The 22217-nt window shown below is 38.4% G+C and carries 18 protein-coding genes; 13 read left to right on the forward strand and 5 right to left on the reverse strand.

Features of this window, described 5'->3' with window-relative positions; all coding sequences use genetic code 11:
• Together ACO1XM_RS18190 and ACO1XM_RS18195 are read left to right on the forward strand one after the other, a co-directional pair.
• A partial coding sequence (locus ACO1XM_RS18190) for a hypothetical protein (protein ID WP_486231642.1) occupies positions 1 to 340 on the forward strand: 340 nt, incomplete at its 5' end.
• 98 nt (positions 341 to 438) lie between these two features.
• A complete protein-coding gene (locus ACO1XM_RS18195; RefSeq protein WP_486231644.1) occupies positions 439 to 2991 on the forward strand; it encodes a hypothetical protein in 2553 nt (850 codons plus the stop codon).
• Here the strand turns inward: ACO1XM_RS18195 and bioA are convergent.
• From bioA to ACO1XM_RS18220, 5 genes are all read right to left on the reverse strand, one after another.
• On the reverse strand, positions 2983 to 4251 hold the full coding sequence (gene bioA / locus ACO1XM_RS18200) for an adenosylmethionine--8-amino-7-oxononanoate transaminase (protein WP_486231646.1): 1269 nt from the start codon (positions 4249 to 4251) through the stop codon (positions 2983 to 2985). The genes ACO1XM_RS18195 and bioA overlap by 9 nt on opposite strands.
• Before the next feature lies 1 nt (position 4252).
• Positions 4253 to 4864, reverse strand: coding sequence for a dethiobiotin synthase (gene bioD / locus ACO1XM_RS18205; RefSeq protein WP_486231648.1), 612 nt, complete (start codon positions 4862 to 4864; stop codon positions 4253 to 4255).
• Positions 4865 to 4869: 5 nt separating this feature from the next.
• On the reverse strand, positions 4870 to 5997 hold the full coding sequence (locus ACO1XM_RS18210) for an aminotransferase class I/II-fold pyridoxal phosphate-dependent enzyme (protein WP_486231650.1): 1128 nt from the start codon (positions 5995 to 5997) through the stop codon (positions 4870 to 4872).
• Between the two features lie 62 nt (positions 5998 to 6059).
• Entirely contained in the window at positions 6060 to 6740 is a 681-nt protein-coding gene (locus ACO1XM_RS18215; RefSeq protein WP_486231652.1) for a response regulator transcription factor, read from the reverse strand.
• A complete protein-coding gene (locus tag ACO1XM_RS18220; protein ID WP_486231654.1) occupies positions 6737 to 8230 on the reverse strand; it encodes a sensor histidine kinase in 1494 nt (497 codons plus the stop codon). The genes ACO1XM_RS18215 and ACO1XM_RS18220 overlap by 4 nt, the downstream gene beginning before the upstream one ends.
• A gap of 157 nt (positions 8231 to 8387) precedes the next feature.
• Between ACO1XM_RS18220 and ACO1XM_RS18225 the strand changes: the two genes are divergently transcribed.
• The 11 genes from ACO1XM_RS18225 to ACO1XM_RS18275 all read left to right on the forward strand — a co-directional run bounded on the left by ACO1XM_RS18225 (position 8388) and on the right by ACO1XM_RS18275 (position 21774).
• Positions 8388 to 9158: a GLPGLI family protein gene (locus tag ACO1XM_RS18225; RefSeq protein ID WP_486231656.1), complete on the forward strand. Its 771-nt coding sequence runs from the start codon at positions 8388 to 8390 to the stop codon at positions 9156 to 9158.
• A gap of 17 nt (positions 9159 to 9175) precedes the next feature.
• Positions 9176 to 11986 carry an outer membrane beta-barrel protein gene (locus ACO1XM_RS18230; protein WP_486231658.1) on the forward strand — a complete coding sequence of 937 codons (2811 nt, stop codon included), beginning with the start codon at positions 9176 to 9178 and terminating at the stop codon, positions 11984 to 11986.
• 126 nt (positions 11987 to 12112) lie between these two features.
• Positions 12113 to 13006, forward strand: a complete 894-nt coding sequence (locus ACO1XM_RS18235) for a glycerophosphodiester phosphodiesterase (RefSeq protein WP_486231660.1) — start codon at positions 12113 to 12115, stop codon at positions 13004 to 13006.
• 66 nt (positions 13007 to 13072) lie between these two features.
• Positions 13073 to 14068 (forward strand): adenosine kinase, encoded by a 996-nt coding sequence (locus ACO1XM_RS18240; RefSeq protein ID WP_486231662.1) that lies wholly within the window; start codon positions 13073 to 13075, stop codon positions 14066 to 14068.
• 115 nt (positions 14069 to 14183) lie between these two features.
• A complete protein-coding gene (locus tag ACO1XM_RS18245; RefSeq protein WP_486231664.1) occupies positions 14184 to 15539 on the forward strand; it encodes a M16 family metallopeptidase in 1356 nt (451 codons plus the stop codon).
• A gap of 3 nt (positions 15540 to 15542) precedes the next feature.
• Positions 15543 to 17612 carry a M16 family metallopeptidase gene (locus ACO1XM_RS18250; protein ID WP_486231666.1) on the forward strand — a complete coding sequence of 690 codons (2070 nt, stop codon included), beginning with the start codon at positions 15543 to 15545 and terminating at the stop codon, positions 17610 to 17612.
• Between the two features lie 249 nt (positions 17613 to 17861).
• A complete protein-coding gene (gene rpmH / locus ACO1XM_RS18255) occupies positions 17862 to 18023 on the forward strand; it encodes a 50S ribosomal protein L34 (protein WP_127124331.1) in 162 nt (53 codons plus the stop codon).
• Between the two features lie 46 nt (positions 18024 to 18069).
• A complete protein-coding gene (rnpA, locus tag ACO1XM_RS18260) occupies positions 18070 to 18456 on the forward strand; it encodes a ribonuclease P protein component (protein ID WP_486231669.1) in 387 nt (128 codons plus the stop codon).
• A gap of 123 nt (positions 18457 to 18579) precedes the next feature.
• The gene (locus ACO1XM_RS18265; protein ID WP_486231671.1) at positions 18580 to 20226 is read left to right on the forward strand and encodes a S41 family peptidase; all 1647 of its coding nucleotides are present in this window, start codon (positions 18580 to 18582) and stop codon (positions 20224 to 20226) included.
• A complete protein-coding gene (tsaB, locus tag ACO1XM_RS18270) occupies positions 20226 to 20912 on the forward strand; it encodes a tRNA (adenosine(37)-N6)-threonylcarbamoyltransferase complex dimerization subunit type 1 TsaB (protein ID WP_486231673.1) in 687 nt (228 codons plus the stop codon). Before ACO1XM_RS18265 ends, tsaB begins: the two co-directional genes overlap by 1 nt.
• 343 nt (positions 20913 to 21255) lie before the next feature.
• Positions 21256 to 21774: a DUF2480 family protein gene (locus ACO1XM_RS18275; protein WP_486231675.1), complete on the forward strand. Its 519-nt coding sequence runs from the start codon at positions 21256 to 21258 to the stop codon at positions 21772 to 21774.
• The last annotated feature ends 443 nt before the right edge of the window (positions 21775 to 22217 follow it).

A 22217-nucleotide genomic window follows, 5' to 3' on the forward strand; every position in this document is an offset into this window, starting at 1 on the left:
AAGCTTCGGTGTACAAGCTAGAAACCCTGATAAGGAAACTTGTCAGGGTTTTTTGTTTTTAGGCTCATCTACAAAGAATACAGAATATAGGAGCTTCACCGGTTATTTAAGAAACGAGATCGATCAACTAAACACGCAACTGTATCGGGATAAACTAGTGGAAAGCCCGAAGTGCGAAAGGCCTTGTGCGGTGGGCGTACTTGCAACGGATAGCACAGTACCTGCCGATACACGCACATCAACACTTATTCTAAGGGATGTAAGCCTGGCAGGATGCAATCAACTGAACATCTTTAGCTTAATTATTTGGAGAGTACCTATATTCGTGGATGAATATTGACGGTGAATATTAAAGCATTACTTTTTACGATTGGATTTCTAGGGCTCGCAATAGCTGGGTACTTTGTTTTTGATTCTTTTTTTAGGAACGAAAAAACAATGCTGTGGGATTTTGTTCCTGCGAATGCGATTGCAGTTTATCAAAAAGGAGAGTGCAATGAATGCTTTGACTCGTTAAGACAATCTGCTTGGACGGGGTTGCTACGTGAAGCTTACCTGAAGGATCGTAAAATTGATTCTATTTTCCTATCGTCATTTCTAAAACTGGTGGGTAATGCTGATGCTGCTTCTCTACACAAAACAGCTAAGCATAGATTTGATATTATTTTCTATAGTTCAGCAGGTTTTGTGAAAAATGATTTGCTTGAGAGTATTGGCAAGCATGGTAAATCGCGGGAACGCCAGTATAATGGTGTTTTGATTAAAGAGCTGGTTTCAGATACAGATGTGGTTACGTGGGTTGAGTTGGACAACTATATGGCACTTAGTTTATCACCTGTTCTAATTGAGGATGTAGTAAGAGCTTATCAACTTAAATCAGAAAAGAATTTTGTAGATAAAGTAAAGCAAGTGGCAGCATTGCCCGTAGTGAAAAATGATGGAGGTGATATCCTGCTTCATCTGGAAGCTTTGAACGATTGGCTTTACTTGTTTAGCAATGAAGAGAGTAAAGCAAAAATTGGCATAAAGGGATCTGCTTTATTAGATATAAAAAGAAGAGGGAAGTCTATTATTTTAAATGGATTCAGCGACAATGATTCCACACAGACGGCTTCATTACTAAGTGTATTTAAGGGGCAATCGCCAGTTGCTTTTGGTTTAAAACATTTTGTTAGTAGCGAAGCTCATCTGGTTGTGAATTTTGGATTTAGTGATCCTGTTTTGTTAGGTCAGCATTTGCAGATGCTTTTAGATAAGGATAAAAAGGATTTGCTTCTAAGTAAATTAAGTTTAACTGATAATGAGGTAAAGCAGTTTTATCAAGGACTTGGTAAGGAGGTAGGGTTGCAGTCTCTTGAGTTATCAGGTACGAATTCATCCAGTATAATGATGGTTGATGTAAAGAGTGATGATTCATGGATGAAATTATTGGATAAGACAGCATTAACACTCAGTGAAGACACAGTTTTTGTTGAGCACTACTCCAGTCATTTAATTAAAAGACTTGATAAGTCTGGCTTAATCGAACTACTTTTTCCAATTGTAAATTTAGAATATGATGAGCTTTATTATGTGCAGTCTGGAAATGTGATACTGCTCTCTGGAGATATAAGAATACTCAAAGAAATACTTGATGACATAGAAGAGGAGAATGTATGGGCTAAGTCATTGGAGAAGAATCGGTTTTTAGAATCAACCTTTTTAGAAAGTAATATCAGCTTTTATGTCGATCCGGTCCCTTACTCAAAACTACTGTCATCAAAGATAGATGATGAGTGGAAAGCATTTTTTGTGAAACAAGATTTTCAGATAAATGCACTGGGGCTTAGTGCTTTTCAGTTTAGCCATTTGAATGACAACTTTTACACAAATATTTATCTGAGCTTTGATGATTTGAAAAAGGAGAATCATCAGGAAAAAGCAAAGGAGTTTTTAGTTAACATTAATGCAGCCCCTATTTACAAATTCTTCTTTGTCAAGAATCATAATGACAGGAGTCAGGAAATACTAATCCAGGATTCTGCAAACACTATTTATCTGCTCTCAGCAAAGGGTGAAATATTGTGGAGTAAAAAATTAGAGGGTTTGATTAAAGGTGACCTTGAACAAATTGATTATTACGCTAATGGAAAATTGCAGATGCTGTTTAGTACAGACGCAAGTATTCACGTGGTTGACAGGCTTGGTAACTATGTAAATCCTTACCCTATTGGTGGGTTACCGGCTACTATGTTTATACGTAGCATCGATTATGACCACAGCAAGAATTATAGATTTTTGACAGCAGATAAAGCCGGTGTTATAAATATGGTAAGCAAAGAAAGTAAACTCTTAGAGGGTTGGAAGGGCATGACAACAAATGGGGAGTTGTTGACAGCTCCCAAACATTATCGTATAGCGGCTCGCGATTATATAGCCGTTGTGCAGAGTGCTGGTAAATTTATGTTGTATAATAGAAGGGGTGAATTATTGAAGGGATTTCCTGTGGACTTGAAAGGGAGACTGAAGGGTGATTTTTATTTGGAGGTTGGTAGTGGGAAAGAGAAGGCGATTTTTGTTTTTGTAACTATGGATGGGCAGAAGGTAAAAGTAGATTTAACGGGAACTGAATTAAGCCGCGAGACATTAATTAAACCGGTTTTTGACACCCGCTTTAGCATGGTGACAGAAGAATTAGAAAAGTCTTACCTAACTGTTCGTCAAAATAATAAGAGCCTGACGCTTCTCACTAAGTCGGGTGAGGAAGTGCTGAACAATGATTTTAGCGGAATGAACAGCACTGAGGTTAAGTATTATGATTTTGGATCAGGGAATATTTTCTACTCGATATTGGACATTGATCAAGATCTTGGATACGTCTATAAAGGAGATGGTAAATTGATGACAACTCAGCCTTTAGAATGTCAGAATCTAAAGTTATTCTGGAATAAGACAGGGGTGAACGCAGTGACCAGTTATAAGGGTTTGCTGAAGATTTCGAATCTAAACTAGATTGAGAAATTCACTGATAGCTTGGTATATTTTTCTTAGCTCTTCTTTTTTGATTACATAGGGAGGAACAAGGTAGATAATATTGCCTAGCGGACGAAGAAGAATGTCTTTATTTAAAAAATACTCATAGATTTTTTTTCGTAAAGTATTTGTGTATTCGGTCTTTTCATTGCTTCGAATTTCAATGGCCAGTATTGTTCCCAGGGAACGAATGTCAAGGACAGCTGAATGATTTTCCAGCGTTCTGATAAATTCCTGATGACAGGAGTTTATTAATTGTATTTGCTGTTGACAATTATCCTCCATAAGCATTTCAAAACTGGTATTAGCTACTGCGCATGCCAATGGATTGGCTGTATAGGAATGACCGTGTAGAAAAGCCTTGGTCATCTCTGGAGAATGGTAAGCGTCATAAATCTTTTGAGTGCAGACTGTAACCCCTAAAGGCATAGTTCCACCTGTAATCCCTTTCGACAAGGCAATGATATCTGGTTGTTGGCTCAGGTAGTCAGAGGCTAAGAATTTCCCAGTTCGATAAAATCCTGTAAACACTTCGTCTGCAATGCAGATTACATTATGTTGTTTAGCTATTGTAAGCAGCATGTCAAGTGTTTTAGGGTCGTACATGCGCATGCCGGCTGCTCCTTGCACTAATGGTTCAAAAATGAAAATCCCTACTTCATCTGTTTGTAATAAGGATTCAAATTGATTGATTACGTATGCTCGACTTTTTTTTGTGGGAAGATCAATAAACGCTACCTCAAATAAATAATCTGAAAATGGATTGGTAAAAATACTTCTATCACCTACCGCCATAGCGCCAAATGTATCGCCATGGTAAGCGCCTTCAAGCGCAATAATTTTTTTCTTTTTAATACCCAGGTTATGCCAGTATTGTATAGCCATTTTTATGGCTACTTCATTAGCGGTGCTCCCATTATCTGAATAAAAAACCTTTTTAATGCTAGTCGGAAGGATACTTAATAGTCTTTCGGCAAGCTCAATGGCTGGTTGATGGGTAAAGCCTGCAAAGATGACATGTTCAAGTTTATTTGCCTGTTCGCCTAAGGTTTTGGCTATGCGTGGATTGGCATGGCCATGAATATTAACCCACCAAGAGGAAATGGCATCTATGATTCTGCGTCCATCTGCTGTGTGTAAGTAAATACCCTCAGCTCTATCTATAAAAATATTGTCAGGGATATTTTCATGTTGCGGTGTAAACGGGTGCCAAACAAATGCTTTGTCCTTATCAATCATATTAATCGTGCCAGTTGCTCTTCAGATCCTCTGCATACTTTTTTACAATCTCTTGATTGATTGCTTTTTCAGGAAGGATGTGAAGCAATTTTTTAAATTTTGTGTGAAGAAGAATTATTCGTTCGCTTTCAGGATTGGGCTGCCCATTGAAAATTATACCCTTAACTGTAATTTTTTTTTGTTGAAGAAGATTTGCGGTCAATAATGTGTGGTTAATGCTACCCAAGTACAAGTCAGCCACAAGGATGACCGGGCAATTAAATTTAACGGCTAAATCAATAACAAAATGCTGATCATTTATAGGCACAAGGCAACCACCAGCGCCTTCAACAATGAGGTGATTTGTGGTTTTAGGGATTTTGATGCTTAATAAGTCAAGTGTTTTACCCTCTGCTTTAGCCGATGCGTGTGGTGATGCAGGCATTTTAAGAAGATAATGTTCGTTATGAAAAAAAGTTTTGTTATTTGAGATAAGTGATTGAACTGTGTCAGTATCCCTGGGTAATCCAGCCTGGATAGGCTTCCAGTAATCAGCCTGTAAAAACTCACATAGAATGGCAGAGGCCAAGGTTTTACCGCTATCTGTATCAATACCTGTAACAAAGAAATTCATGGGCGCTAAGATAATGCAAGAAGTGCATTGGCGAGCTCAAGTATTTCGGATTTTGTGTTATAGGCATGCATGATAATTCTTAGTCGTTCACTGCCCGGGGCAACGGTGGGAGAGAGTATGGGGCGCACATCAAATCCTTTTTGCTGAAGCGTTTGTGCAGCTTTTTTTACAGCAATATTTCCCGGAATTAGAAATGACTGGATAGCGCTTTCTCCTGGTGTTAGAAATGGATTGTTACTCAATGTTTCTTTAAAGATTTTTACATTATCCTGTAATGTTACCTGAAGGTGAATATGACTCTTTAGATATTCAAAACTTTCAATAATAGAAACTACACTGTGAACATCCGGAGCGGTTGTATAAATGAAAGGTCGCGCAAAATTGATTAGATAATCTTTTAACTGTTTACTGCCCACCACACAAGCCCCATGCACTCCCATACCTTTTCCGAAGGTATATATTCGAATTGCTATTGAGGCGTCCAAACCAAGCTGACAACTTAATCCACTGCCCAGTGTTCCATATACACCTGTGCTGTGGGCTTCATCGACCACCAAATGAGCAGTATGTTTTAAACAGATTGAAGAGAAAATATCCAAGGGACAAAGGTCTCCATCCATGGAGTACACCGATTCAACCACAACAAATATTGATCCTTCGGCTTGTTGTATTTTTTTCTCCAGATCCTCAACATCATTATGCTTAAATGAATGGTGTTTTGCTAAACTTAAGCGCATGGCATCTTTAATGGATGCATGGGATTTTTCATCATATAGGATTGTGTCTCCTCGCTTAGGGATAGCAGATATAACAGCAAGATTAGCAGTATATCCGGAATTGAAAAGTAAAGCAGACTCAGCGTTGAATATTTTAGCCAATTGCTCCTCGACTTCTTCAATAAGCGAATAATTGCCAGTTAAAAGCCGTGAGCCAGTTGAACCATTCTTAAGTTGTTTAATGGTTTTCTGTCTTTCTTGAATTCTTTCTCGCAGAGCTGTTGATCGTGCAAGACCTAAGTAGTCGTTCGATGAAAAATCAATTAAAGAAGAATCAATGACTTTTAATGAACGGAATGAATCATCCTTTTGTCGTATGGATAAAGACGCTTCAAGTAATTTATTAAGGTTAGACATCTTCCTGCAAGTCTAGCAAAAAGCAGTTAGAAATTGGTGTTTAAAATTAACTTATTATGGAATTAAGCAACAAAATTATAGCCAACACCCTTAATAGTAATAATTTCTATGGATGAATCTTCCTTTAGATAATCTCTCAATTTTGTAATATATACATCGAGGTTTCTTGAGTTAAAGAAAGAGTCATCTCCCCAGAGCTTCATGAGTATATCTTTTCTTTGAGTTGTCCGGTTTTTGTTTTGATAGAGTATACTCAACAGCTCAGACTCACGATGGGATAATTTCCTCACTTGGTCTCCTCTTTTTAATTCAAAGCGTTGTGTGTTAAAATCAAAGGAACCAATTTTGAGAATTTCTTTTCCAGTAATGTTGTCTCGACTTTGGGTGATGGCCAGCAGGTTGTTGATCCTAACAATTAACTCCTCCATGCTGAAAGGCTTTCGCAGGTAATCATTCCCACCACTTTCAAATCCTTTAAGCAGGTCTTCGGTCTGAATTTTAGCGGTAACGAATATGATAGGAATAACAGGGTTGAGCATTCTGATTTCCTTCCCTATTGTGTAGCCATCCTTGGTTGGCAGCATCACATCAAGCACACATATATCCGGCTTTACTTGTGAAAATACTTGCACGGCATCTTTTCCATCTTCCACCATATGTACTTCATACGTCCTGCTTTCCAGGCTTTCTTTTACAATCTGCCCAAGAAATGGCTCATCTTCAACGTATAAGATTTTTGTCATGATTTAATACGGTTGGATCCGGCACTAAATTTAATTAGGAATTCGCATCCTTTATTTACTTCGCTGATAAGTTGTATCTGCGCCTGGTGAGCCTTCACAACACTACTTACATAACTTAGCCCCAACCCATATCCTTTAATATTGTGTATGTTACCAGTTGGAATACGAAAGAATTTCTCAAAAACTTTTTGATGATATTCTTTGGCAATTCCAGGCCCCTCGTCTTTAACGCTTAACAGAATTGTGTTTCTTTCTTTTTTTAGTTTAATTGTAATATCAGGGTGCTCATTGCTGTATTTGATTGCATTTTCAATGAGATTGCTAACCACATTACTGAGGTGTAGCATATTTCCATGGAGATGAAAATCATCGTTGGTTTTTTCAAACGTAACTGAGGTATTACTTTTTTCAATCAATAAGCTTAATGATGAAATGGTTTTATCTACAATGATTGCAAGATCTACAACCTGTTTTTGAATATCGACAGCTCCTTCATCCAGCAGTGTTGTTTTAAGAATATTATCGGTAATGGCACTTAACCTGCTAAGTTCATGCTGTGCAATACTGAGGTATTCTTTACTTTTCTCCGGATTAGTACCTACATCAAAATTCTGTAATGCCTCTATAGCCACGCTTACTGTAGCAACAGGTGTTTTAAGTTCATGTGTTATGTTAGCAATGAAATCGCTTTTTTGCGCCATTAGTTTTTGTTGGGAGCGTATGTTTTTGTACATGAATACAAATGCAGTAATAATAGTAAGGGTTAATACAGCAGAGAATAAAATTTGTGGTGTTATTTCTTTAACAATAAGCGATCGGGCACCTGTTAATGATGCTGAATAACGTAAATGTGGATTAAGTCTTACTGATTCTGTATTGAGTGAATCTCTTAAAAATATTCTGTGGCGCACCTCTGTATTTTCCTGTTGCCAGCGAAAAGGTGATTGACTATTAGTTGACTGAAAATTAAAGGGGAAGTCTGAGGTAGTTAGTGCTTTAACAATTGGTTCAAGATTAGGAGAAAGGGAATATAAATTCTCTTTAAAATATGTTCTTAAGCTATCAATATTTAGTGAGTCGGGTGCGATACGAATGGTGAAAGCCCTGCTTGCACCTTGCTGATTTCTGTTTTGTAAGCTTTTAGTGAGTGGTTGTAAATCCTTGATTAAAGAATCACTTGCATCAGATGATGATATATAAACCTGAACAGTAGAGGCAGCTCTTCTGACTACTAAACTGTCTGGCTGTAATTTTCTCATCTTAGCTTCAATTCTGCTCTTACTGTATTGTACGCTGTCTATTCTGGGTTGAATTGTACTGACAAATACAGTATCTCTCAATTGATAGACAGTACTTCTGAAAACACCATTAATATCCCTCCGTAAATCAAAGTATGCTTTTTCATAACTATTAGTTAACCATAGTATTTGTAGCGCAAGCAATAATAATATGCTAAAAACGATAAGGGAAATGGTAATTGAATTCTTCACAGTGTGTTGGATTTCACTACTCAAAACTACTGTTATAAGTTTAGAATGTTTACAAGATTAACCTTAATTAACCTTGCTTATAGAACTATTAACCTACTTCCAGGCATCTGTATGCGTTCTTTGTTCCACCAACATAAACATGAAAAACCAAAAAACTATGCGAAAAATACTTTTACTGATCGGCTTGCTGGTTGGCTTAGCTGCTACCCAGGTTTTATTTGCGCAAAGCGCCACAGGTATTATTCAATTTGAAGACCGAGTTAACCTACACAGACGATTGCCTCCCGACAGGCAAGAAATGAAAGCCATGATTCCGGAATACAGAACTAATAAATTTCAATTAATTTTTAACGCTGAGGAATCTTTATATAAACCCATTATCGAAGACGAAGAAGATCAGGAGTTCTCAAATGCCGGGGGCGGTATGCGCATGCGATTCAGAACACCGAATGTGGAAACATACCTGAATTATAACCTGGCCATGCTTATTCAAAAGCAAGAGTTTATGGGTAAGGATTACCTGATCGAAGATTCTGTAAAAGTATCACCTTGGAAATTCGGCACTGAAGTAAAAACAATCCTGGGCTTTGAATGCAGGCAGGCCTATTATACAGATGAAGTGCAGTTAAATGTCAATGGAGAAGTACGTACAGAAAAAAGAGAAATTACAGCCTGGTTTACAGACAAAATTCGCCCTTTTCTTGGACCTGAAAGATTCAATAGTTTGCCAGGAACAGTATTGGCTTTAGATATTAATGGTGGAGAACGTGTAATGGTGGCCGTTAAAGTTGATTTGCGCGAGTTAAAAAAGAATGAATTAAAAGCTCCGGAAAAAGGAGAGAAGATAACGCAAGAAGCCTACCGGAAAATGGTAGAAGAACAAATGAAACGAATGGGTGCTAATGGCGGAATGGTTATCAGAAATTAATCAGGGACAATATAATTATGAAAAGACTCATCTACCTTTTGTTGCTGGTTTCATCTTCAGCTGTTGCGCAGAAAATAACGTTGAAAGGAAAACTCTTAGACGATGCCAGCACACCCTTACCGTCAGCTACTGTTATGTTGCTGAATCCGTCAGATTCTTCACTCGTTAATTTTTCTATTAGTAATGCAGAAGGTTTTTTTGAAATGAAGAACCTGGCTCGCAATAATTACTTATTGAAGGTTTCATATGTTGGTTTGGCTACCTTCACAAAATTGGTAGAGCCCAAAGAAGGAGAGACTTTAATGGAGTTGGGCGAATTGCGTATGCAACAGCAAAGTCAGCAGTTAAATGAATTGGTAGTTAAAGGAGAGAAAGCTCCTGTAACTATTAAAAAAGACACCATAGAATTTAATGCACCTTCTTTTAAGACTAAAGAAAATGCAAATGTGGAAGATCTTCTTAAAAAGTTACCAGGCGTTGAGGTAGAGAGCGATGGAAGCATTCGTGCTCAAGGCGAACAAGTACAGCAGGTAACAGTTGACGGGAAAGAGTTCTTTGGACGTGACCCTAAAATAGCCACTCAAAATCTGCCAGCTAAAGCTGTAGACAAGGTGCAAATCTTCGATAAGAAATCTGATCAGGCAACCTTTAGTGGCATTGATGATGGACAAAGACAGAAAACCATAAATCTGGAATTAAAGGAAGAATATAAAAATGGATTTTTTGGAAACGCAACGGGTGGCTATGGTAATGATGATCGCTATACCGGCAGATTAAGCCTTAACCGATTTAAAAAGAATCAACAGTTATCATTCTTGTTGATGGGCAATAACATTAACGAGCAGGGTTTTTCGATTGATGATTACATGAATTTTAGTGGTGGTTCCCAGCAAATGATGGGAGCACGTGGGGGTGGTGCTGTCCGAATGACTTTTAATGCAGGCGGTGGTGGTGCAAATCAGGGTGGTGCTCAGATCAATTTTGGTCAACGGCTAAACGGCATCATGTCTAACTATGGTGGTGGAGTAAACTTTAACCAGGATTTTTCTAAAAACACAACACTGCAGAGTAACTACTTCTACAACCAGTTGGAGCACGATGTATTGCAAGGTCTTGAAAGAGAAAACTTTTTTGGAGATAGTAGTACATTTTTAAATCAAAGCAGCCGCCAGTATAACAGCAATTATAACCATAGAATAAATGCAGTGCTTGATCATAAAATTGATTCAGCTAACTCTGTTAAACTAACAACCACCTTTGTCAACAACCATGCAGAATCAAACTCTGCAACACAAAGTGAGACCAGGGCTGATAATGGTGAATTGATTAACGATGGCAATAGCAATACATATTCATCGCAAAACATAAACAACTTTAATACAAATGCCTTGTTAAGACATCGTTTTGCCAAAAAGGGTAGAACAATATCCTCCAATCTTTCATTTGGATATTCCCAAAACGAAAGTGAGGGCAGTGTACAGTCAGACAATAATTTTTATAAGCCCTTCTTGCTTTCACAAGAATTAAATCAGGTAAATAGTCAGTTAACAGAGAATATGACCCTTGGTGCCACACTTTCATATACTGAGCCACTAGGTAACAGGCGATACCTTGAGTTTAACTATAATTTTAATCAGAATTTAAATGATGTAGACAGGCAAGTATATGATGTAGAAGAGAGTGGAAATGTATTAAATGAAAATTTGAGCGCACAATACACAAGCGATTATCAATATCACAGGCCTGGTTTTAATTTCAGAATAAACCGCACCAAGTATTCTGTTACCTTGGGAAGCTCAATGCAATACACTAAACTTTTTGGCGACAACATCAGCACGGGTGAAACTATTTCAAAGCCCTATCAGAATATTTTACCCACGGCACGATTTAATTATGAATTTTCGTCAACTAGGAATTTAAGTTTGGATTATGAAACATCGGTTCAGGAGCCATCAATCACACAACTACAACCTATTGTAGACAACAGCGATCCGCTTAACCAAACGATAGGTAACATTGAATTAAGGCCATCGTATAGACACAGCGTGAGAACAAATTTTGTGGTATTCAATCCTGTTTCATTCGTAAATTTCTTTGCTTTTGTTAACGCCACCTATACACAAAATGCAATAACCTATTCGCAGCAAATAAATGAGCGAGGTGTGCGTATTTCAAAGCCTGTCAATGTTGATAATAATAAAAGTGTTAGTGCCAATGCTTCAGTAGGTATGCCAATTAATAAAATAGGTAGTCGTGTAAGCTTGTCAGCAAATGCAAATCAGCAATACGGTGTTAATCTATTAAATGATGTTCAAACAAACATTGCTCAAAGTGTGCTCTCGTCCACCTTACGCTACAGCTACCGGTATAAGGAAATTTTTGATATTGAACTAAGTGGTACAATGAGTAGAAATGCTACTGACTATGAATTAAATGAAGCCAGTAACCAACTTTACTACAATAACAATTACCGCACAGAGGCAAATCTTAGTTTTCTAAAAAATTATCAGTTGAGTTCTTCGTTTGAATTTTTGGTATATGATTCAAGAACAACTGATTTTACGCAGCAAGTAGAATTATGGAATGTTTCTATTTCCAGATTCATCTTAAAAAATAAAGCAGGTGAAGTTAAATTGTCAGCTGTCAATCTTTTAGATAACGACTTTGGCATTAATCAAACGGCTAACATTAATTATGTAGAACGCACCAACACCAATAACCTGGGGCGTTACTTCCTGCTTACATTTACGTATGCCATTAATAAGCAACTTAATCCTTTGGCTGGCAGAAGACCAGGCGGTGGCATGCGCATGATGATCCGGAATTAAAGACAAACTGGATCGATCTATAAAGAACCGAATTCTTGATTTCATAATACAGAATGTATTTGGAATCAGGTGTTCGGTTTTTATCTTTATTGGATGAAATTATTACTTTGTTTAACTTCGTTCTTCATGTTTTTTCAGACGGAGGCGCAATACATCCCAAAATTTGATCTTCAGGGTCATAGGGGCGCACGCGGCCTAAAACCTGAGAATACCATCCCTGCTTTTATTACTGCACTTGAATTGGGTGTAACCACAATTGAGTTAGATGTGGTAATTACGAAAGATGGGCAGGTAATTGTTTCGCATGAGCCGTACATGTCTCCATCCATTTGTTTGGATAGCGCTGGGCAGGCTTTTACTAATGAAAAGCAGTTTAATATCTACAAGCTTAGCTACGAAGAAATTCAAAAATTCGATTGTGGCAGCAAGGGCAATGATCGTTTTCCTGAGCAATTGAAGGAGCTTGTTCAAAAACCTTTATTAAAGGATGTAATTATTGCCGTGGAAAACCACATCAAGAACAAAACATCTTATGAAGTAGATTATAACATTGAAATAAAGAGCACTGAGAAAGGTGATAACAAAGAACATCCTGCTGTCGCTGAGTTTTCTGACCTCGTCTATAAAGTCATCGATGAATATTTGCCCTGGCAACGAGTAGTTATTCAAAGTTTTGATTTTCGCGTACTGAATTATTGGCATACTAAATATCCTAAAGTTCGCCTGGCGGCCTTGGTTGAAAATGTAAAATCGCCAGAAAACAATTTGAAATCGCTTGGTTTTATACCCTCTATTTATAGTCCTTATTATAAACTGTTAAACAAAGAAAGAATAGACTATTTACACAGCCTATCAGTTGATAATCCTGAAAAAGCCAAAGCCAAACTTCGCGTTATCCCCTGGACAGTTAATGAAACCAATGAGATGCTTGAGTTGAAAGCAATGGGCGTTGATGGACTGATCACAGATTATCCGGATCGTGCAGCCTCCATCGGTCTGACACTACCACCTAAAAAGTAGTTTTTAAACCACCTCACAAGCATTAAAGAGCGATTTTCACTATTCTTGCGATCAAATTGATTTTATATGGCTAAAAAATACAACGTATACGGCATTGGGAATGCTATTGTAGACATTATTACAGAGGTAGAACACGATTTTTTTGAAAAGAACGAAGTGGAGAAGGGTGTAATGACCTTGGTTGATGAAAAACGTCAGCAACATTTAATGAAAGCCATTAACATGAGCAAAAGCCGACTATCTGGTGGCGGCTCTGCTGGTAATACGGTTACGGCCATTAATCAATTCGGGGGCAAAAGTTTTTACTCATGCCTGGTGGCGAAGGATGAGTTAGGTAAATTCTTTTTAAATGACCTTAAGCAAAATGGTGTAGCCACTAACCTAACAGCGGATACTTGCCCAGAAGGTGAATCAGGTCGCTGCTTAGTAATGACTTCTCCGGATGCGCAAAGAACAATGAATACCTTTTTAGGAGTAAGTTCATTCCTGTCTCCCGATCATTTGGATGAAGAAGCCATCAAGAACTCAGAGTATATATATTTAGAAGGCTACTTAGTGGCTAGTCCAAAAGGGCTTGAAGCCATGAAAGAAGCAAAACGATTGGCAGAGAAGCATAAGGTATCCGTTGCTTTAACCTTTTCAGATCCTAGCATGGTTAAATATTTCCCTACACAAATGCAGGAAATAGTAGGCGCAAGCGTTGATCTGCTTTTTTGTAATGATGAAGAAGCCATGATTTACACGGGCACCAATAGCGTTGCTGAAGCCCGCGAAAAATTGAAAGCTATCGCGAAGCGCTTTGTTATCACACTAGGCGCGAACGGTGCACTTATTTATGATGGAGACACTTTCATTAATATAGAGCCTTACAAAGTGGTAGCGATCGATACAAATGGGGCTGGGGATATGTTTGCTGGTGCATTTTTATTTGGCATCACCAATGGCCATTCATATGCGGAAGCTGGCAAATTGGCCTCGCTCGCTTCATCAAAAGTAGTGGCACAATACGGTCCACGCATGCAAACGGAAGAAGTACGTAAGGTATTAGATCAATTACGCTAAACTATTCATTACAAGACCATTATAAATTTGCTGTAAACAAAATTCTACTGAATTTGTATACAAGTCTGTAATTTTCAGTGCTTTTCGATTACATATAAAAGACAAACTTATCCCTATGCAAAAAAGAATCATGCTCTTCCTTTGCCTGGCCGTGGCATCTCAGGCCTTCAGTCAGGCGAGAAAAATTGAGTTTACTGAGTATAAACTCGACAACGGCCTTCATGTAATCCTGCATCAAGACAACACCACACCCATTGTGGCTGTAAGTGTATTGTATCATGTAGGATCAAAAAATGAGAACCCCAACCGCACTGGCTTCGCTCACTTTTTTGAACACTTATTATTCGAAGGTTCGGAAAATATTAAGCGCGGTGAGTTCGATAAGTACATTACTGGTGCTGGTGGTACAAATAATGCCAACACCTCTAACGACCGCACCTTCTATTATGAGATCCTTCCATCTAACCAACTTGAACTTGGCTTATGGTTAGAATCAGAAAGATTGATGCATGCAAAGATTGAACCTGTCGGTGTTGAAACGCAGCGCGAAGTTGTTAAAGAAGAAAAGCGTCAGCGAATTGATAACCAACCTTATGGCAGCATATTAACTGAAGTATTAAAGCGTGCCTACACTGTGCACCCATATCAATGGGCACCAATCGGTTCTTTAGATCACCTCAACGCTGCTACCTTAGAAGAGTTCGTGCAATTCTACAAAACTTTTTACGTACCTGAAAACGCAACACTTTCCATTGCAGGTGATATTGACATCGAGCAAACAAAAAAACTGGTTGCTAAATACTTTAAAGATATTCCTAAAGGCGGAAAGGCAATCCCTACACCCACAGTTGTAGAGCCAGAACAAAAGGCAGAAGTGCGCGATGTTATTTTTGATAATATCCAATTACCTGCTGTGATCCAGGCATACCACATTCCTGCACAAGGTACTCCCGATTCTTATGCAATAGATATGCTGAATACATTGTTAAGTGGTGGGCAGAGTTCACGCATGTACAAAGCCTTAGTTGATGAGCAGAAGAAAGCGCTAGCGGTGCAAGCCTTTCCTTTTTCTTTAGAACAACCCGGACTTTACATCACCTTTGGTCTAACCAACATGGGGGTTAACATCGATGATTTGGAAAAATCAATGGATGCAGAAATTGAAAAGGTTCAAAAAGAACTTATTAGCGAAAGAGAATTTCAAAAGTTAATGAATCAGGTGGAGAGTAATTTCGTACAACAGAATTCATCAGTAGTGGGTATTGCTGAGCAATTGGCAAACTACCATGTATATTTTGGTGATGCTAACCTGATCAATGCAGAGTTAGAGCGTTACAAAAAAGTAACGCGCGAAGATATTCAACGTGTTGCACAAAAATACCTGACCAAACAAAACAGAGTAGTGCTGCATTATTTGCCTAAATCAGCGCAAAGCAAACCAGAAGGCACGCAACTTAAAAAAGATAACTAAGCCATGAAGAATATATTATTACTCGTACTGGCCCTTGTTGTTAGTACCACTTACGCACAGGTTGATAGATCTAAGGCCCCAGCGCCTTCATCAGCAAGAGAAATTAAATTGGGTGAGCCCCAAACCTTTACATTAAAAAATGGACTGCAGGTTTTTGTAGTAGAAAATCATAAACTGCCACGAGTTCAGTTTTCTTTAGAGCTAAAAAACGACCCTATCAAAGAAGGAGCAAAAGCCGGCTACCTGGATATGGCAGGAACACTATTGGGCACGGGAACAAAAACAAAATCAAAGGCACAGTTGGATGAAGAAATAGATTTCATCGGAGCAAATATATCTACCTATACCCAGGGTATTTTTGCATCCAGCCTCACAAAGCATACAGATAAACTATTAGATCTGATGACGGATATTTTATACAATCCTGCTTTTGATCCGGCTGAGTTAGAAAAACTTAAAACACAAACACTATCAGGACTTCAGGCGGCTAAGGATAACCCGAATTCAATTAGCGGTAATGTTCGTCAGGTATTGGTATATGGAAAAGATCATCCTTATGGTGAGATTACAACTGAAAAAACAGTTGAGTCGATCACACTAGATGATTGCAAGAATTATGTGACTACCTACTTCAGACCAAACAATGCCTACTTAATAGTGGTTGGTGATATTGATGTGAAAACAGCAAAGACGCTCACTGAGAAATATTTTGGTAAGTGGACAAAAGGCGATGTAAAAACTGAGACCTATACTAAGCCTCAGGCACCTGCTAAAACGTTTGTAGCCTTGGTAGACAGACCATCTTCAGTGCAGTCTGTAATTAACATCAGTTACCCACTTGATTTCCATCCTGCTAATCCGGATGCGATCAAGGCCAGAGTACTTAACGAAATTCTGGGTGCTGGCTTTTCATCTCGTCTCATGCAAAACCTTCGCGAGAAGCATGCCTATACGTATGGTGCTCGTTCAAACCTGAGTACAGATAAATTGGCAGGTAACTTCAGTGCTTCAGCCAGTGTGCGCAACGAGGTTACTGATAGTTCAGTGTATCAATTTATGTACGAGTTAAAGAGAATAACTACTGAGCCGGTTACTGACTTAGAGCTGCAGCAAGCTAAAGCTGCCATTGCTGGAAGCTTTGGAAGATCGCTGGAAAGCCCGCAGACTGTGGCAAACTTTGCATTGAATGTAATTAAGTACGGTTTACCTAAAGATTACTACAACAACTACCTAAAGTCACTAGAATCAGTTACTAAAGAAGATGTAATGGCTGTGGCTAAGAAATATATCCGTCCTGAAAATGCCAACATCGTTATTGTTGGTAAGGGTGCTGATGTAGCTGATAAACTAAAGCAATTCGGTGAAGTAAAATATTTTGATTTTAACGGAGAACCCTATACACCTTCAAAGGCAAGTGATTTGCCTGCGGGACTCACAGCCGAAAAAGTAATCCAAAACTACTTAAATGCAATTGGCAATGAACAAAGTCTGAAAGCTGTTACATCTATTAAAACAGTGATGAAAGCCAATGTGCAGGGTATGGACTTAACAATTTCCAGTATTAAAAAAACACCCAGTAAGAGCATAACAGAAGTTTCTGGTAATGGTATGGTCTTCAACAAGATCGTTAGTGATGGTAAAGAGGTTTCAATGTTGCAAATGGGGCAGAAAGTACCTGTCGACAGTAAAACCAAAGAGGCCATGTTTAGTGAGGCAGCCATAATTCCTGAGTTATTGTACAAGATTAATGGTACTAAAATCACATTGGCAGGTACAGAAAAAATTGAGGGATCGGATGCGTACGTGCTTGAAATCGTATCAGCAACAGGCACTAAATCGTTGGCCTATTTTGATAAGACAACAGGATTGAAAGTGAAGGTGAGTACAGCAATAGAAGGACCTCAGGGTACAACTACGCAAACATCTAGTTTCCAGAATTATAAGGAAGTAAATGGTGTAAAAATGCCACATACATTAATTCAGAATATGGGCCCCATAACCTTTAAAGCTGAAGTTACCAGCTTGGAGATCAATCCGGTTTTAGATGATACCTTGTTTAAAGTAGAGAATTAATAATCTTCCCATATAAGAAGTCTTTTGTAGACTACATGAATCTCAGATCCTAGCTAACAGCTAAGTTTCATCGAAAGAAAGTGTAGTTTGCAAAAGACGCTTAAAATTTAACACCTCTTTTAGCCTTTTTTAAAGATTTTAAGCACTTTTTTGCTCAGTTTAGTTAGTTGTTTCAGATTAATCCTTGCTAAACAAAGCATTCTTCCTATATTTGCAGCCCTTATTCAGTAAGGTAAACCGCTTAACAACATGAAACGTACATTTCAACCATCCAGAACAAAGCGCAAGAACAAGCACGGTTTCCGCGAAAGAATGGCAACAGCCAATGGCCGTAGGGTATTGGCAAACCGCAGAAAGAACGGTCGTAAAAAATTGACTGTTTCTAGCGAAAAGACTTTAAAGCATAAGTAATTAATATTCCGGGTAACGTCCGCTTCGGAATAGGCATTGTAGCGCCATGATAGCACGTACCCTTGGAAAAGCCGAAAGGCTTCATTCAAAAAGGCTTATACAGGAACTCTTCACAAGGGGTTCCTCTTTTTATTTGCACCCATTCAAGGTGTTAGTACTTCCTAACCCTGCACCGACTGCTACAGGACATCAAATACTGGTTTCAGTAAGTAAGCGCAATTTCAAAAAGGCAAAAGACCGCAATACGGTAAAAAGAAGGGTAAAAGAAGCTTATCGCCTGCAAAAAGCGAACTTCAAATCCTCACCTTCATTGCTCATTGCCTTCCTTTATATAGCAAAAGAGGTGCTGCCAAGTAGCACAATCCATCCTGGATTAAGTCAAGCATTAAAAAAAGTTGAACAGAAGCACCTATCTAACACAAACGCTGTTTAAAAGATAGATTCGGAATATTTTAACCAAACTTCACTCTACCTCATCAAGCTTGTTACCGGAATAGCAAAACCCTGGTGGTTTTCCAATCTATAATCTTTCATCTTAAATTTTTTATCTTTGAACATGAGTAAAAAAGCAAAATGGGGACTTGTATTGGTGCTGATCTGCATAGTGTTTGCTTTTCGATCACCATCAGAAAAATATTTCGAGATTGCCAGAAACCTCGACATCTTCGCTACGCTCTTTAAAGAAGTTAATACATACTATGTTGATACCATTAACCCATCAACACTAATCAAAACAGGTATCGATGGAATGCTCGAATCACTGGATCCCTACACCGACTATATTCCAGAAGATCAAATTGATAATTTCAGAATTTCAACTACAGGTCAATACGCAGGTATTGGTGCATTAATTGGTATTGTTAATAATAAAACAGTCATAACACATCCGTACAAAGGATTCCCCGCTTATAAATCAGGACTTAGGGTAGGTGATGAACTCATCGCAGTAGATGGGAAGTACGTTCAAAACAAGGCAACAGGTGATGTAAGTGCATTGTTGAAAGGACAACCTAAAACAGAGGTAGAGGTTAAAGTAAAGCGTCATGGCGTTAAAGAAGATTTAATCTTTAAAATAAAACGAGAGAAAATTAGTGTAGGCAATGTCTCTCATTACACAATACTTAATAAAAATGTGGGCTACATTCATCTCGAAGATTTTACACCAAGCGCAGCAAAAGAAATAGCGGCAATACTATTAGACTTCAAAGAGCAAGGCATTTCCTCACTTGTACTCGACTTGAGAGATAATCCGGGTGGCTTACTGAATGAAGCAGTTAATATTGTTAACCTCTTCATTCCAAAAGGTTTGGATGTAGTATCAACCAAAGGAAAGGTAGAGGAATGGAACAAAACATACCGTACACTCAATAATCCCATAGATACTGAGTTGCCCTTAGTTGTATTAACGAACGAAAACAGTGCTTCTGCCTCAGAAATTGTGGCAGGCTCGCTGCAAGACTATGATCGCGCAGTTTTAATTGGGCGGAAGACTTTTGGCAAAGGACTTGTACAAACAACCAGAGCTTTGGCCTACAACGCGCAACTAAAGGTGACTACGGCTAAATATTACATACCCAGCGGCCGGTGTATACAAGCAGTTGACTACACCAACAGAAATGCAGAAGGTCTTGCAGAAAAGGTGGCAGATTCCTTAAAGAGAGAATTTAAGACAAAGGCCGGCCGCAAAGTTTTTGATGGAGGTGGTCTGGATCCTGATTTCGCAGTAGACGAAGAACAGATGAGTTCGGTAGCTGAAGCCTTGATTATGACAGGACATGTTTTCGATTATGCAACAATCTTTGTAAATCAGAATAAGCAACCAGATAATCTCAACACCTTTACTTTAAACGAGCAGCAATACAATGACTTCGTTAACTGGCTGAAATCTAAGAACTTTAAATACACAACAGACCTCGAAAAGAATACAGTTGACCTGCTAGCCTCTGCAAAATCTGAACGTTATTTTAAAGAATTGGAGCCTCAACTTAAGCAGTTACAAAAGCAAATAGAGAACTTTAAAACAAACGAGTTACTTTTATACAAAGATGAGATTAAACTTCTTTTAGAACAGCAAATTGCCTTTCACTACAATCTGGCTGAAGGGCAGGCAGCTGTTGCTTTAAAAAACGATGAGGCTGTGCTAAGAGCGAGCATTTTGTTAACCGATCCTACTGCCTATAAAAAAGCCCTTACGCCACAGTAATGTCATTTATCTTAAGTCTCGAAACTTCCGTTGACAGCTGCTCAGTTGCTTTACATGAGAATGGTGTTTTGCTACATACAGAATTAGTAAAAGAACCTCAGGCACACGCAACTAGATTAGCTTTACTGATCCAAACATCATTTCAAAAGGTTAATCGATCTATGCACGAGCTTAAAGGAGTAGCCATTACTTCAGGCCCCGGATCATACACAGGGCTTCGTATCGGTACTTCAACGGCTAAGGGTTTGTGTTTCGCCCTCAATATTCCGCTGCTTTCCCTTAATACATTAGAATTACTAATCTACCAGGCATCATTTCAGAATCCTCAAAAAGCGATGCTTTGCGCGATGATAGACGCCAGAAGAATGGAGGTTTATGCCATGCTGGCGAATAGTGATAGAGCTGTAGTTGAGGAGACTAATGCACAAATAATTGATGAGCACAGCTATCAATCAACACTAGAGAGTCAAAAGATATTATTTTTTGGTAATGGAGCAGCTAAGTGTAAAGAAGTAATCAATCACCCCAATGCAATTTTTCAGGAAGATCAAATCCCTTTGGCTTCTTTCCTTGGCGAACTAGCCTTCACTAAATTCCAACACAATCAATTTGAAGACCTCGTACATTTCGAACCCTTCTACTTAAAAGAATTTCTGGTCAAGAAATCAACAAAGCCCCTATTCTAAATTAAATCAACCCTTTAAATGGATTCAACGACCCTTAAATTCTGTTAATCCTTTAATCTTGCCCATTCTGATCCATACTAATAATCTTGTCATCCTTAAATCCCGTAAATCCTGATCCAGACTCAGCAATTGTTACTTCAATTATTCTAACTCATCCTGATTTATCCCTAATAATTCTGTCATCCTTAGATCCCATAAATCCTGATCCAGACTTACCAACCCCGTTAATTCCTTAACCCTAACGCATCCTAATAAGGGCCTATTAATCCTGCCCATCCTTAAATCCTGTTAATCCTGATCCAGATTATTGAACATTTCTAAGCTAAATTTGTGTTCTAACATTATGGGACCCCAAAACGAAATCATTAACAGAGTTGCCAATAGTACATTGATCACATTCGATCTGGAAGAGCTCTATGTTCAGGGCGATCGCGTGTTGATTGATTTAAAAGATATACTTTTTCAGGGGCTCATACTGAGAGAAAAAGACCTTCGCGACTTTGTTAAAGAACATAATTGGCAGCAATACGAAAATAAATTTGTTGCCATTACCTGTTCAGCCGATGCTATTATTCCAACTTGGGCCTACATGCTACTGGCAGTTTCGGTAAATTCTTATGCCAAAAAGGTTGTTTTAGGCACGCTTCAGCAATTAAATGAAAAAATTTTTGAAGAAATTTTAGAGAAAGTAGAGTGGTCTAAATACCAAAATACCAAAGTTGTTGTAAAGGGTTGCAGCAAAATTCCAGTGCCTGAATCCACATACATTGAAGTAGTTAATAAGCTTAAGCCATATGCAAGCAGTATAATGTTTGGCGAGGCCTGCAGTACGGTACCCTTGTACAAGCGACCAAAAGCTTAGTCAGCAGATCTTAAAGTGGCTATTGTGGATAAAATAATCGAATACTGTTTTGCCAAATTAAATTCTCCTTCTACATTTGTGCCCCCTTCAGCAGGAAGGCGCGACAGTTTAATGAAGCAGAGAAGTTAGAAAAATTCTTAAAAATATTTTTCTTAACCACTTGCGAAGAGAGAAAAAGCTGTTACATTTGCAGCCCCTTTCGGAAGGAAAGTGGCGAAACAGATTGAAACGAGAGACTACTAGAGTTGAAAAGCTCTGAGAGTTACATTTGACAGATAAGCTGCGAAGCGATAGAAGTCAGAACGTTCTTTGAATGAATGATTAATTGATAGCGGACCTTAAAGGGTTTTGGGATGATTTAGCAAATGTCTCAGATGAACTTTAGAGGTTGATTCTTTAAGAGGATAAATTTTAATAAAGGAGAGCTAGGACAACAACTATTG

The sequence above is a fragment of the Chryseotalea sp. genome (genome assembly GCF_057350905.1).

Bases quoted from the DNA above. Each gene is read 5' to 3' on its own strand.
- ACO1XM_RS18195 (WP_486231644.1), top strand. From the start codon at position 439: ATGCTGTGGGATTTTGTTCCTGCGAATGCGATTGCAGTTTATCAAAAA.
- bioA (WP_486231646.1), bottom strand. From the start codon at position 4,251: ATGATTGATAAGGACAAAGCATTTGTTTGGCACCCGTTTACACCGCAA.
- bioD (WP_486231648.1), bottom strand. From the start codon at position 4,864: ATGAATTTCTTTGTTACAGGTATTGATACAGATAGCGGTAAAACCTTG.
- ACO1XM_RS18210 (WP_486231650.1), bottom strand. From the start codon at position 5,997: ATGTCTAACCTTAATAAATTACTTGAAGCGTCTTTATCCATACGACAA.
- ACO1XM_RS18215 (WP_486231652.1), bottom strand. From the start codon at position 6,740: ATGACAAAAATCTTATACGTTGAAGATGAGCCATTTCTTGGGCAGATT.
- ACO1XM_RS18225 (WP_486231656.1), top strand. From the start codon at position 8,388: ATGCGAAAAATACTTTTACTGATCGGCTTGCTGGTTGGCTTAGCTGCT.
- ACO1XM_RS18230 (WP_486231658.1), top strand. From the start codon at position 9,176: ATGAAAAGACTCATCTACCTTTTGTTGCTGGTTTCATCTTCAGCTGTT.
- ACO1XM_RS18235 (WP_486231660.1), top strand. From the start codon at position 12,113: ATGTTTTTTCAGACGGAGGCGCAATACATCCCAAAATTTGATCTTCAG.
- ACO1XM_RS18240 (WP_486231662.1), top strand. From the start codon at position 13,073: ATGGCTAAAAAATACAACGTATACGGCATTGGGAATGCTATTGTAGAC.
- ACO1XM_RS18245 (WP_486231664.1), top strand. From the start codon at position 14,184: ATGCAAAAAAGAATCATGCTCTTCCTTTGCCTGGCCGTGGCATCTCAG.
- ACO1XM_RS18250 (WP_486231666.1), top strand. From the start codon at position 15,543: ATGAAGAATATATTATTACTCGTACTGGCCCTTGTTGTTAGTACCACT.
- rpmH (WP_127124331.1), top strand. From the start codon at position 17,862: ATGAAACGTACATTTCAACCATCCAGAACAAAGCGCAAGAACAAGCAC.
- rnpA (WP_486231669.1), top strand. From the start codon at position 18,070: ATGATAGCACGTACCCTTGGAAAAGCCGAAAGGCTTCATTCAAAAAGG.
- ACO1XM_RS18265 (WP_486231671.1), top strand. From the start codon at position 18,580: ATGAGTAAAAAAGCAAAATGGGGACTTGTATTGGTGCTGATCTGCATA.
- tsaB (WP_486231673.1), top strand. From the start codon at position 20,226: ATGTCATTTATCTTAAGTCTCGAAACTTCCGTTGACAGCTGCTCAGTT.
- ACO1XM_RS18275 (WP_486231675.1), top strand. From the start codon at position 21,256: ATGGGACCCCAAAACGAAATCATTAACAGAGTTGCCAATAGTACATTG.